Annotated in this window: 12 protein-coding genes and 2 pseudogenes; 6 read left to right on the plus strand and 8 right to left on the minus strand. The window is 67.5% G+C overall.

Annotation, left to right across the window (positions count from 1 at the left end; genetic code table 11):
* Window positions 1-3: 3 nt before the first annotated feature.
* Window positions 4-408, minus strand: coding sequence for a transglycosylase SLT domain-containing protein (locus NOD94_RS05115; protein WP_281204485.1), 405 nt, complete (start codon window positions 406-408; stop codon window positions 4-6).
* Window positions 409-987: 579 nt separating this feature from the next.
* Between NOD94_RS05115 and NOD94_RS05120 the strand changes: the two genes are divergently transcribed.
* From NOD94_RS05120 to NOD94_RS05130, 3 genes are all read left to right on the plus strand, one after another.
* Entirely contained in the window at window positions 988-1,209 is a 222-nt protein-coding gene (locus NOD94_RS05120; RefSeq protein ID WP_281204486.1) for a hypothetical protein, read from the plus strand.
* 385 nt (window positions 1,210-1,594) lie between these two features.
* Entirely contained in the window at window positions 1,595-1,930 is a 336-nt protein-coding gene (locus NOD94_RS05125; RefSeq protein WP_281204487.1) for a DUF6233 domain-containing protein, read from the plus strand.
* Window positions 1,931-1,953: 23 nt separating this feature from the next.
* Window positions 1,954-2,169, plus strand: a complete 216-nt coding sequence (locus tag NOD94_RS05130) for a hypothetical protein (protein ID WP_281204488.1) — start codon at window positions 1,954-1,956, stop codon at window positions 2,167-2,169.
* A gap of 279 nt (window positions 2,170-2,448) precedes the next feature.
* Here NOD94_RS05130 and NOD94_RS05135 read toward each other — a convergent pair.
* The 3 genes and pseudogenes from NOD94_RS05135 to NOD94_RS05140 form a co-directional block, all read right to left on the minus strand.
* Window positions 2,449-2,727: pseudogene (locus NOD94_RS05135) on the minus strand (helix-turn-helix domain-containing protein); the annotation flags it as partial.
* Window positions 2,663-2,818 (minus strand): annotated as a pseudogene (locus tag NOD94_RS41390) (DUF6879 family protein); the annotation flags it as partial. The pseudogenes NOD94_RS41390 and NOD94_RS05135, both read right to left, overlap by 65 nt.
* A gap of 193 nt (window positions 2,819-3,011) precedes the next feature.
* Window positions 3,012-3,134 (minus strand): hypothetical protein, encoded by a 123-nt coding sequence (locus NOD94_RS05140; protein WP_281204489.1) that lies wholly within the window; start codon window positions 3,132-3,134, stop codon window positions 3,012-3,014.
* An 810-nt stretch (window positions 3,135-3,944) separates the two neighbouring features.
* On the opposite strand from NOD94_RS05140, the gene NOD94_RS05145 reads away from it, so the two are divergent.
* The 3 genes from NOD94_RS05145 to NOD94_RS05155 all read left to right on the plus strand — a co-directional run bounded on the left by NOD94_RS05145 (window position 3,945) and on the right by NOD94_RS05155 (window position 7,091).
* The gene (locus tag NOD94_RS05145) at window positions 3,945-4,970 is read left to right on the plus strand and encodes a bifunctional DNA primase/polymerase (RefSeq protein ID WP_281204490.1); all 1,026 of its coding nucleotides are present in this window, start codon (window positions 3,945-3,947) and stop codon (window positions 4,968-4,970) included.
* Window positions 4,967-6,547, plus strand: a complete 1,581-nt coding sequence (locus tag NOD94_RS05150; RefSeq protein ID WP_281204491.1) for a phage/plasmid primase, P4 family — start codon at window positions 4,967-4,969, stop codon at window positions 6,545-6,547. The genes NOD94_RS05145 and NOD94_RS05150 overlap by 4 nt, the downstream gene beginning before the upstream one ends.
* Before the next feature lie 163 nt (window positions 6,548-6,710).
* Window positions 6,711-7,091, plus strand: coding sequence for a DUF6009 family protein (locus NOD94_RS05155; RefSeq protein ID WP_281204492.1), 381 nt, complete (start codon window positions 6,711-6,713; stop codon window positions 7,089-7,091).
* Between the two features lie 253 nt (window positions 7,092-7,344).
* Here the strand turns inward: NOD94_RS05155 and NOD94_RS05160 are convergent, their stop codons facing one another.
* From NOD94_RS05160 to NOD94_RS05175, 4 genes are read right to left on the minus strand one after another with little or no spacing between them, the layout of a single operon-like run.
* A complete protein-coding gene (locus tag NOD94_RS05160; protein ID WP_281204493.1) occupies window positions 7,345-8,742 on the minus strand; it encodes an FAD-dependent monooxygenase in 1,398 nt (465 codons plus the stop codon).
* Window positions 8,735-9,931, minus strand: a complete 1,197-nt coding sequence (locus NOD94_RS05165; RefSeq protein WP_281204494.1) for an MAB_1171c family putative transporter — start codon at window positions 9,929-9,931, stop codon at window positions 8,735-8,737. Before NOD94_RS05165 ends, NOD94_RS05160 begins: the two co-directional genes overlap by 8 nt.
* Window positions 9,931-10,500, minus strand: coding sequence for a hypothetical protein (locus NOD94_RS05170; RefSeq protein WP_281204495.1), 570 nt, complete (start codon window positions 10,498-10,500; stop codon window positions 9,931-9,933). Before NOD94_RS05170 ends, NOD94_RS05165 begins: the two co-directional genes overlap by 1 nt.
* Before the next feature lie 11 nt (window positions 10,501-10,511).
* Window positions 10,512-11,147 (minus strand): hypothetical protein, encoded by a 636-nt coding sequence (locus NOD94_RS05175; RefSeq protein WP_281204496.1) that lies wholly within the window; start codon window positions 11,145-11,147, stop codon window positions 10,512-10,514.
* Window positions 11,148-11,622 lie beyond the last annotated feature (475 nt).

Below are 11,622 nucleotides of genomic sequence, written 5' to 3' on the forward strand. Positions count from 1 at the left end.
GGCTCAGTACCAGTGGTGGGTCTGCCAGAAGTTCCAGGCGCCGACGGGGCTGCCGTAGCGGGAGTTCATGTAGTCCAGGCCCCACTTGATCTGGGTGGCGGGGTTGGTCTTCCAGTCGGAGCCGGCGGAGGACATCTTCGAGGCCGGGAGGGCCTGGACGAGGCCGTAGGCGCCCGAGGAGGAGTTCGTCGCGGTGTGGTTCCAGCCGCTCTCACGCGAAATGATGTTGTTGAACGCCGCGAACTGCGCCGGGTCCTTGATCATCTGCTGCGCGATCGCCTTGGCGCTCGTCGGAGCCGCCTGGGCGGGAACCGTGGCGAGCATCGAACCGGCGACACCGAGGGCGACGACGGTACCCGCGAGGGCCTTCTTCGAGGCGGCGATGCGGCGGATGACGGTGTTCGACACGGAGGAACCTTCCACAGGGGACGAGGGCGGTCGCGGCATGCCAACGGCATGCGTGATCCCTTCACGCGCTGGAGAGGGGTTCGTCCGCGGCGGGTGGAGCACCCGTGCCGCTCGGCGACTCATCCAGTTCTACCGACGCCCCACCGGCCTGGCAACGAGCCCACCTACTACCCGCCCTCGCAGCCCGGGCCCCCCGACCCGTCCACGAGCCCGGGGGTATCCGTGCAGGTGGGAGTCGGATGCGATGCGCTCGTACGGGCCTTCTGCGTCTACTATCCGGGCTCGTGTGTGACGTGGGTCCTATGGGACGGCTCACCCCGGAACCACCTGAATCTCACCGAAAGTAACCAGATATACCGGTTTGGGGTGGGTGTGCGGGATGCCGGATTACCCCCGGTCGAAGAGGGGCTCCTGTTCCGAGGACTTCCGTCCGCGTCTGTGGGAGGGCGGCCCGAGACCTGCTGACCTGCTGACGTGGGGGCCGGGGGCCTGGGGACCTACGAGGCTGGGGTAATGCATGCCGCGGCGCTTTGCCAGGGACGGACGGGTCGAGCCGAACTGCGCAGGGATACTGCTCCGGTGCTGTTGACGTGGATCTCCGAGATAGCGGCCGAGCCCCTGGTGCTGGAGCCGGCCGACCGGCGGGTGGAGCGGGAGACCAACACCTGGTCCCTGGGTGCGACGGACGAGGACAGGATTTCGTTGTCCGTCGCCGAGGTGGTGGCTGCCTTCGAGCGGACTGCTGCTGCCATCCGGGAACGCATTCGCGATCTGGGGGTCTTCGGGGTGGCGACGTTCTAGGTGTGGCACGACGAGCAGGCCGGGCAGCTTCGGTGCTCGACCGGTTCCGTGCCGCCGGACGCGTTGCCTTTCAGCGGTGCCCATGTGGCTTGCGACGACCTCGGTCCGGTTGTCGAGGGCTTTCTGCCGACAGCGAGCCGGGCTCCATCGCCCGGTCGGACCGGGACGACGCGCAGAGCCTCTCGATGAAGACAGGGGCCGAGTCGGAGATCATGCCGCTCGGTGTCCGGGCCACCAGCTTCGGGGCCTCACACCGACGGGTCCTGCCCCGTCCGCTCCCGCGCAGAGTCCCCGAGCCGCCGGCCGGTCAAGACCGGTCCCGCACTGCACCGGACACGCCGCAACATCGGACTCGAACCCTCACCCCTGGCCTATAATCGAACTTGTGTCCGATAATCAGTCGTCGCGCCTGGAACTCCTGCGCTTCCTGGAAAAGGTCCAGATCAACGACCTGAGACGGACCCGCGACTGGATCGCCGCCGAGGAGCGCCGCGAAGCGTCCACCGCGGCGCAGTCGCCCGCTCCACCGCGGCCGGAGTGGTTGGTCGAGCACGGCATCGGGACCGGCCGTCCCGCCGTGCGCGTGCACGCCGGAACCTGCTGGGACACCCGCAGCCGCTGCAAGCCCGCGACCTGGGAGGCGGTCCGGCGCGCCCTCGCCGAGGGGATTCCGGCCTGCCCGCACTGCCGCCCGGACACCGCCCTCGGCATGCTCGAATGAACCGGTGCGTTCAGGGTGGAGACATGACCGCCAACGAACTGCGCGTCGTCGTCCACCCGCCCGATGAACAGGGCGGGCGCCGTGTCCGCGTCGACGGACGGATGCTCGGCCGCGCCTTCGGCCCTGCCGATGTCCTCGAATTCCTGCGCCGCGCCGGGATCGACCCCGACGACGCCGCCCCGTACGGCGAAGGCCTCATCGAATGGCGTGGCGGCGGCCCCGCCACCTGGCACCCGTAAGCCGCCCAGGACCCGCACTGCCTACGCCGCGCTCACGTACGGACGGTAGACCCCCGCCTCGGCCGGCGACGACCTCCGGGACGCCCGCCTCGCCGCCACGGTGGCGTGGGTAAAACCGCCGCGACGGACGCACCACACAGGAATTCGCGCCTGCGCCGCGCAGGCCGACCGAATCGAACCGATGACGAGCGAGCACGACCCCGACCGGTCGAGGGCACCCGCAAGGTGCAGGGGCCCCGGGGTTCAGCAGCCGACCGGGCGGTCAGGGGCGTCCAGCCACCCGGCCGCCGGCTGCCGTCGCCAAGAACGCTGCTGTGACTCCAGGCTCCGTAGCCGAGTCCTCAGGTCCGCGGCCCGTTGCGGGGCTCCCGCGGCGGCGGCCCACGCGTCGGTGTCCGTCTCAGTGGCGGTCTGCTTGCCGCTCTCCGGCCGGGAGACCTTGGAACGCTGCCATCCGAGGCGGGCCGCGAAGTCCTTCCCGTTGAGGCCCGCCTCAGTCCGGCAGTTCCAGCCGTGCGGCTTCCGCACGGGCCAGGACCCTGGTGTCCTCGCCCGCACCGGTGTTGCAGGCCGCACTGGCCATCAGGAACCGTTGCCCGTCCGTGGGCGGATCGTCGACGATCCGGACCCCGGCGCACTGGGCGCCCGGTGCGGCCTTCTTTCGGACGTTGACGTTCCACGGGGTTCCCCGGGCTCCGGCCGGAGGTCGATCCCGCGCATGAACGCCCGGTACCGGTCGCCCTGCCGGTCTTAGTCCTACCCGCGCCGGGTCTCCAGCCGGAACGCGGTGTGCTCCAACTCCGTGAAGAAGTGCGCGATCGCCTCGAACGGGACGGGCACGGCTACCCCTTCGGCGCGAAACGGGTCAGCAGCTCTCGCGGGTCGACGACGAACGTCTCGTGCTCGCCGACGTCACCCAGCTGTGCGAGGTGCTCGGCGTCGGTGAGGCGGTCGCCCTCGACCACGATGCCGCCGGTCTCCTCGACCTTGCGGCTGAGGGACTGAAGGATCCATGGGCTTCCGGTGCATGTGAAGGCAAAGGGTCCGATGCCGCTCTTGGTCCCTTCCCTCTCGCTTGACTTCAGTCCCTGCCTAAAACTGCAGGTCAGGGCAATCTCATCCTTGAGTCAGGGACTGAAGGGACTCAGTTTCACTACTTCCAGCCTTCGTGTGCGCGTATGTATGTGCGAGCGCGTAAGGAGCCTGTGCTCTGGTTGAGTCATAACTAGGAAATTCGGTCCCTTCGGTCCCTGTTGCTAGCCGAGAACAGCCCTGACCAGCAGGTTTCGTAGTGACTGAAGAACTCAGGGACCGAAAGGGTCCGATGGGAGTCCAGCCCCTGGTCGAGGGTGCGGCGGGAGGGGCCGTTGCGGAAGACCGGGGGTGCCCGGGACTCCGCAGGGTCCGAGGGTCCGAGGGACTGAGGAGGGAGGGTGTGGGGAGAGGGGCTGGCGCGCAAGCGCGGCGCCACGCCCGGGATCGCCAAAGGAGCAAACCGTCACGCTCTTTGCAGAGTGCCTACTTGGCCGTGGACTCAAGGGACTCAAGGGACTGAAAAGTAACTACGGTCCAGCGGGCTACGGGGTTCGTGTCATGAGCTGCGCTAGGCTCCGCAATACTGAAACTTTGGTCCCTTCAGTCCCTGTGTCAGAGGGAGCGGGCGCCCGCCCAGGACCGAGACACACCCCAGGCAACTGTCGAGGAAGCAGAACGTGCCAGCCCACTCCGGCAACCGGACCCAAGCCGCTCCCGCTGTGTCAGATCAGCATCCGGGCGTGGCACGCTGGTTCGCGGCACACGGCTATCCCGTACACCCGCTGATGCCCGGCATGAAAACGCCCCCGGCGAACTGCCCCTCTTGTCGACCTCCCGCGCAGTCACACGAGCCGCAGACGTGCCCCTGCGTTACACAGGGCCTCTGGTGCCATGGCTTCCACGCGGCCACGACCGACCAAGGGGTGGTCGAGAAGTGGTGGCGTCAGGAGCCGGGGTTCGGCGTCGCGGTCTCCTGCGGACCCGCAGGACTCCTCGTCATCGACATCGACGCCCACTCGCCCGTCCTGCCGGACCGGCAGCGGCTGCTTCCCGGGATCCGCATAGACGACCGTGTCGACCTGTCAGGCCTCGCCTCCGGGTTCGACACCCTGGCGCTTCTCGCAGCCTGCCGCTCGCAGCCGAATCCGGCGGACGACACCGAGACCCTGCGCGTACGGACGCCGTCGGGCGGACTGCACGTCTGGTACCGGGTGCCGTGCGGGGGTCCTCGTTACCGCTCCTCCAGCGGTTCCAGCCCCCGTGTCGCGCTCGCCTGGCAGGTCGACATCCGGGCCACCGGCGGCTACGTCGTCGCGCCCGGCACCCGCACCGCCTCAGGGACCTACCAGGCACTGCCCGGTGCTCGAACTCCCGCCATCCTGCCCCTGTGGCTGAGCGCCGAACTCATCCGCACAGGCCACACCGGTACCCCTGTGACTGTTCCCGCCCCCGCGCCGCTGCCTGCCCGCCCCACACGGTCGGACGACGCGGCCGCCCACCGGATCCTCAAGCCCCTCCTCGACGAGATCCGCGCCTGTGCGACCACACCCTCCGGGACGGCGTTCACCGAAAAGCTCAACCGAGCCGCCTTCACCGCTGGAGGTCTCGCCGGAGCCGGATACATCACGCAGGCCGAATGCGCCGGCCTCCTGACCGAAGCCGCCGATGCCGCCCGCCCCCGCCGGGGCCGCAGAAACCGGCTCGTCATCGACTCCGCACTCCGCGCCGGCAGCAACCGCCCGATCCACCCCAAGGGACGTTCATGAGCAGCGCAGGCAGCACCGGGTTCGACGCGCACGCCGCGGCCGAGCAGCTCGCCGTCTTCAACGCCGAAGCCGCCCCCTCGGCCACTCCGCAGCTGCCGGCTCAACAGGGCGCCGTCGTCGACGGATTTCGTCCGGGAGACTTCGTTCAGTCCGGGCTGCTGGGCAACCTCACGGATCGCGGCAACGCCAAGCTCTTCGCCCACCTGCACAACCACCGCTTCCGGCATGTCGAGGGACTCGGCTGGTACGTCTGGGACGAATACCGGTGGAAGCGCACCGGTGGCGAGAAGGCCGCCATCTGGGCCGCCGGGGACATGGCCGAGGACATGCCCGTGCACGACCCGCGCGGCGTCTTCACCGACCGGGAGCTCAACCAGCACCGCAAGCGGGCGATGTCCACCTCCGGGGTCAAGGCGATGCTCGCCCAGGCGAAGGCCTCGCCCGGGCTCGCCCTGGACCCCGACACCCTCGACGGCGACAAGTACGCCCTGTGCACCCCCGCCGGTGTCGTGGACCTGCGCACCGGGGACCTCCGCAAGCCCGACCCCCGGCGCGACCTGCACTCGCGCGCCACCTACGTGGCCCCCGAAGCCATGCCCACACCCCGTTTCGAACGCTTCCTCACCGAGACGTTCGGCAGCGACGACAAGGGCAGGGAGATGATCAATTTCCTGCACCTGCTCCTCGGCTACTCCATCACCGGTGACGTCGGCGGCCAGGTCCTGCCCTTCCTCTACGGCATCGGCGCCAACGGCAAATCCGCCCTCATGGACGTGGTCATCAAGATCCTCGGGGACTACGCCGACGTCGCCCCGCCCGGCTTCCTCATGGAGCGCGGCAAGTTCAACGAGCACAGCACCGAGCTCACGGAACTGCACGGCCGTCGACTGTTCGTCTGCAGCGAGCTCAAGCCCCACGACAAATTCGACGAGGCCCGCGTCAAGCTCCTCACCGGCGGCGACCGACTCAAGGCACGTCGGATGCGCCAGGACTTCTTCAGCTTCGAACCCACCCACAAACTGTGGCTCCTCGGCAACCACCGGCCCGAGGTCGGCACCGGCGGTCACGCCTTCTGGCGCCGAATCCGCCTCATCCCCTTCGATCGGGTCGTCCCCGACCACCGCAAGATCGACAACCTCGCCGAAGAACTCGTCGCCGACGAGGGCCCCGGCATCCTCCAGTGGATGGTCCACGGAGCCATGGCCTACCTCGCGACCAAACCCTCGCTGGGTGGACCCACCGTCGTCCGCACCGCCACCCAGGCATACGCCACCACCGAGGACCACATCGGCCGCTTCCTCGCCGAATGCTGCACCGCGACCGCCGACCTCGACGAACCCCGCGACCTCCGAGTCGAGCAGGGCGCCCTCTACCGCGCCTACAGCACCTGGTGCCAAGAAGGCGAAGGACTGCGCCCCGCCACGACCCGCGCGTTCGCCACCCGCATCCGCGCCGAGGCCGGCATCTCCTCACCCAGCGAGATGCTCCGATCCAATGGCCAGAAGTTCTACCCGGGCCTGGCCCTCCTCACCGAGGAGAGCCCGCCGGGCGAGGCGACCGGGGCAGCCCGAGCGTGAACCGACCCCGGCGTACTGTCCGCAGCAATCCCAGCCCCCTACGATGGACGGAAGCAACCATGACCCAAGCCCGGCACCCCATAGCCGGTACGCGGCTACCTGCCGCGCACAGGGCCGCCTGCCCCACCGGACAGGAACGCAAGACCGAGGAGGGACGAAAGCCATGAGCTCGCTACTCGAACCGAGCGATCTCGCCCACGAGAACAAAGTGGTGTGGCTGGAGGACCCCGACGAACTCGACTACGTACGCCAGGCCCTCGACAAGACGCCCCGCCGACGGGGCAAGCCCCGCTACTACCGGGACGGCCGCATGATCGGCTTCACCGAACTCGGCGACACGGCGGAGGCCGACCCCGACAGCGGCCTGCAAAAACGCCGCGTCTTCTACCTCCTCCCGCACGACCGGGACGCCGAGCCCAACGGCCTGTACAAGGAGGGCGCCCCCGGCGAGGCCGTCGACCCGCGCACCATCGAGCCCCGCAAGGTCGGCCTCAAAACGCCACGCTCCCAGCGAGGACTCGCAGCCGGCGAGACAGTTGCCTGATCCAGTCCCTTCAGTCCCTGCCGTTCTGTCGAACGGACTCTGAGCTGCGCGTTCGTCCAGGGACCGAAGGGCGGAACCGGAGCGGGATATACCGGAAAGCCTCCCGAGGCGGCCCGGCCGCCACGGTGAGGGTCGACTCCGGGAACCGTGAAGGGGCAGGGACACCGAATCCTGCTCCACCGACCAGCCGAGGCGTGCGCAGGGGGTCACTGCCGGGCGATGCCTCCCTCGGGTGTCTGCGCCGGCCGGGGCCTCAGGCGGTGACGGACTTCCGTTCGCTCTCGGAGATCGGAGCGGCAGTCAGGTGGGCAAGTTTCCTACCCGTGAACATGTGCCGCAGCATGTCGGGCTTGAACAGCCGGGAGGGCGGCCGCTCCATGCTCATCACGTCCAGCAGAGCGCTCATGGCATGCGGGTTGCGTGCGCCGGCATCGACGGCGCGGTCGATGAAGGACGCGAGGAACTTCTCCAGCCTTGTCGGCGGCTTCCCGCTGGCCCCCGGATAGAAGATGTCCTGTCCCACTGCCAGAGCCCAAGCGATCCCCACCGGGCGGGCGACGGCTCGCTGAACGCGGCGAGCCGTTCCGGGGTCACCGATCTCGTGGCTGTTGAGCATGTCCCGGAGTGCGACGGCGCATTGGGCGGAGACGGTCAGACCATGGCCGTAGACGGGGTTGTATCCGGCAACGGCATCGCCGAGGACAGCGAATCCGGAAGGCCAGTGAGCGGCCTTCTCGTAGAATCGCCGCTTGTTGGCGGTACTACGGGTGGTGACCACATCGGCGACCGGCTCCGCGTTCGCGAGCAGTTCGCCGATGACGGGATCGCTCAACGACTTGGCGAAATCCAAGAATTCGTCGTTCCGATTCGAGGGCCGGCCGCCGCGGGTGCCGGAGAGGGTCACCATCCAACGCTTGTTCTCGATCGGGATGATGATGCCGCCCCGGCCGGGCGCGTCGTTGGGGTTCGCCTGCACGTTGACGAGCGGGAAACCGTCGGCGGTGGTGCCGGGCGCATGGTAGATCCGGCTCGCATAGCCGACGCCGGCGTCGACGACACGCTCCCGCACCGCTGGTACGCCGAGCTTTCCCAGCCACGTCGGTGCCTGGCTACCTCGTCCACTCGCATCGATCACGAGGTCGGCGGCCAGTGACGTTTCGGCGCCGGCGGACCTGACGCGGACTCCGGTCACCCGCCGTGAGTCACCCTCCAGAGACAGGAGTTCGGTCTCCTGACGTAAAGTGATGCGGGGGCGCCTCAGGACCTCCGCGCGGATCGTCGCGTCGAGCAGATCACGACTGCAGACGAGGTTGGTGTGCCGGCAGGCGTCGAAGCGGCGGAACCACTGGCCGGAGGGGGCTTTCGAGACGAGGCCCGCCATGACCGGTATGCGCCGGGCGCCACGGGCTACGAGCTTGTCGACGATTCCGGGCAGGATTTCCTCGAACGCCTTGACTCCGCCGGACCACAGCAGATGGCTGTGGCGTGCTTGAGGGAGTCCTTTTCGAGGCTCGGGGCCTTCGGGGAGTGCGTCGCGTTCGATGATGGTGACGTCGGCGAAGTCGGCGAGAACGGCTGCGGCGAGCATGCCCGTCATACCTCCGCCGACCACTATTGCCGTGCGCCGCGGTGTGTTGGATCCTTCATCCATCGGTGTGACTACTCTTTCTGTTTTCTGCGAGCCGGCGAATGGCTTCAATCCGTGAGGGGGACCGGAGAGCAAGCGAAATCGGTTCCACGCTGATCAGGTCACTGCTGAGAGGGGCGGAGTCCTCGCCGCCCTCGGGCCGTGTCGCGGTGCGGAAGAGGTCAACAGCCACGAGGATGTCGATCGCACCGGCCGTTCCCCGCGCGTCGTGCTCCTTGTACCCGGCCTCCAGGGCGGCGTGGAACGCGGTACCGCGACGTTGATCGTCAAGATGAGGCGCCAGGAGCAACAGACCGTCACGAATGTTCGTCTGTCGTCGCATCAGACGCAGGGGGAGGGGGGAGAAATGGCGAACCCGGATGGGGACGGGCGACGGGTCGATCGAGTGGAGCAGCTGCCACAGCGGCCTCAGACGACGGTAGGTCGCATGATCGGTCCAGCGATCCCGTAGGAACGGGCCGGCCTGGGGCAGGATGAAGCCGAGGGCGACCAGAATGCCATTGAGCAACGCGAAATTGGGGGCGATCCGCAAGCTCAGGAAATCCCAGTCGGGGGTACCGAACCACCGGGCAACGAGCGCACACAACTTTGAAACATCGAAGACGAGGCCGCAGGCATAGCCGGCCTGAAGCAGGCGTAGACCCATGCGTAGCCAGGCCGATTCGAGCTCCTTGACCCAGGGCAGGATCAGCCTGACGGCGGCCATGGCCGAAGCCATATGAGCCAGCAGATACAGTAAAATGTGCTCCCGCATCCATGGCGTGGTGGCGTAATAGGTGTCGAGATCCGTGATGCGCTCACTGGGGACATCCGCCATGAGGAACGAAATCCAGAGAGCGGCGATTATCCCTGCGTGAATGATCCACACGCGGCGTGTGCGCCGAAGACGCCGTGGCCCCGGTCCGTCCTGCCAGGTGATGAGCATGCTGAGGCAGCAGCCGCCGAAGGCGGTGAGCAGGGAATATGTCCACGGTGCGGCGACATTCGAGATGCCGATGAACGTGTTGATCCTGTGGACGGAGGTGGGGGCGATGGAGAGAAATATCAGCGTAGCCAGGAACATCATGAGGCTGGTCGAGCGGACATTTGGATCGCGAAAGGCGCGCCGGAGCGTGGGCAGCTTGATCAGTAGCGCCACGACGAAGAAGGCGGCAGGCACGATGTATGGAATGCGTATGTCGGTCAATTCCATCAGCTCATCGGCCCGTTTCTGGCCGTGAGTGACGAGGCTATTCGGCCCGCCCGGGTTCGCTCGGTTATCGTGTCACGGGCGCGCGGACCGGGTAGCCACGACCGGAATCGACTGCCGACGAGCAGCCCGAACTCCTCGGCTTTCATTTCGGCCTTCACGTTGGGATCGGCCCGTGAGTCCGAGCGTGCCGCGATCCTGACCAGTTCCTCCCAGGGGATGTCATCATCCGTACCGAAGCGCCGGGCGGCAGCGGCGACCGGAATTCCATGATGGCCGCAGTCCCCGTTCTTGACGTGCCAAAGTTCGTGCCCCAGGATCGTGAGCTGATGCTCCGGATGCGTGCGCTGTTCCACGATGACCAAGATGAACTTGTCGCCCTCCAGGGTGAGCCCGGAAGCCCCGGTGCTGTCGGGGAACGCGCGAATTCGTAACCTGATGGGTTTTCTCATTTTCTCAGGCATTTGCTCGGACATCACGCTGCACAGTGTCTGCATCAACGCTTCGGGCTCGGCGGGGAACTCGAGGATCTCGGCGGTCTCCCTGGCGAGATCCGATAAGAGGTTCTTCATCGCCCTGGAGCTCACTCGTCGCCGTCCTCGTCCATCCACTCACGGATCTTCTTGGCGAGAGTGTTCTTTCTCGCATGCGAGAGGGCCTTGGTGCGGGTAGCGGCCCCTGACAATCCAAGTTCCTCCATGATCTCGTGCATGCGGTCGTTCGTGGGGCGTTCAGGTCGATTTTGGTCGGGTGCGCGTTCGAGTTCGATGAGTGTCGACTGAAGCGCCCTGTTCACCAGCTGTGAGTTCGTCGCCCACAGGAACCCTTCCTCGGTGCCGAAGAATTTCTCGAAGTACTCCTGCAGGGGAACCCCGTGTTCAATGGCCGGCACCTTGATCCCGAGGCACAGCTGTCGTACCCACTCGGGGGACAGGTTGAGCTGAGAGGCGATCTCCCTGCGCACGTCGGTAGCCCGCTTTCCCGTCTCAGCCACAAGCTTCTCGAAGAGGATCTTGACTCGTCCGCTGACGCGTTCGTTGATGCTCTCTTCCGGAAGTTCCTCACCCGCCAGCAGCCTGTTGACCTCTTCTTCCGTCAACAGGGTGCGGCTGGACAGCATCGAGACGTTGACGACCTCGGCACGGTCGAGGCCTCTCTCGGTGATCAGCGCGTCAAGACGCGCCAACGTCTCGCTGAGAGGGGGGTGGGGCCTACTCACCTTTGTGCTCCCGGAGTTGAAGGTGACGATCAGGTTCGCTGGTATGTGCTGCGACCCTACGCTGCCGAATCGGCCTGCGGCCAGGCTCCGCCAACGATCGTGGCTGAATCACCAACGATCGTTGGCGGCGGCGGAGTTGGTGGCGCCACGGGGTGCGGAGGCAGCGGGTCGTCCCGTTCCACACCCGGCGGCAGCCCGCCGACCACCGGCAGCCGGGTCCCGGTGGCGGTGGGAAGGCGAGATCGGCCCGGAGAGCGGCATCCATGGGCACCGGCACCACCCCGGTGCGCGGCTGCCACATCTCCCCGGTCTGAGGGTGAACCGGCACCAGCACCAGGTCCCCGGCCGGCTCGCCGAACCCCGGCCGCTCCGCGGCCCGCACACCCGAACACCGCCAAGCCGTACCCCTCCCGCCGCCGAAACCCCTGCATCCCATCCAGCGGGCGGACCAGGGAGCAAAGGGTTTTCGGACGAC

Source organism: Streptomyces sp. Isolate_45, from assembly GCF_024721315.2.
GTDB lineage: Bacteria > Actinomycetota > Actinomycetes > Streptomycetales > Streptomycetaceae > Streptomyces.

Bases quoted from the DNA above. Each gene is read 5' to 3' on its own strand.
- NOD94_RS05165 (WP_281204494.1), bottom strand. From the start codon at position 9,931: ATGGAATTGACCGACATACGCATTCCATACATCGTGCCTGCCGCCTTC.
- NOD94_RS05130 (WP_281204488.1), top strand. From the start codon at position 1,954: ATGACCGCCAACGAACTGCGCGTCGTCGTCCACCCGCCCGATGAACAG.
- NOD94_RS05155 (WP_281204492.1), top strand. From the start codon at position 6,711: ATGAGCTCGCTACTCGAACCGAGCGATCTCGCCCACGAGAACAAAGTG.
- NOD94_RS05150 (WP_281204491.1), top strand. From the start codon at position 4,967: ATGAGCAGCGCAGGCAGCACCGGGTTCGACGCGCACGCCGCGGCCGAG.
- NOD94_RS05170 (WP_281204495.1), bottom strand. From the start codon at position 10,500: ATGAAGAACCTCTTATCGGATCTCGCCAGGGAGACCGCCGAGATCCTC.
- NOD94_RS05160 (WP_281204493.1), bottom strand. From the start codon at position 8,742: ATGGATGAAGGATCCAACACACCGCGGCGCACGGCAATAGTGGTCGGC.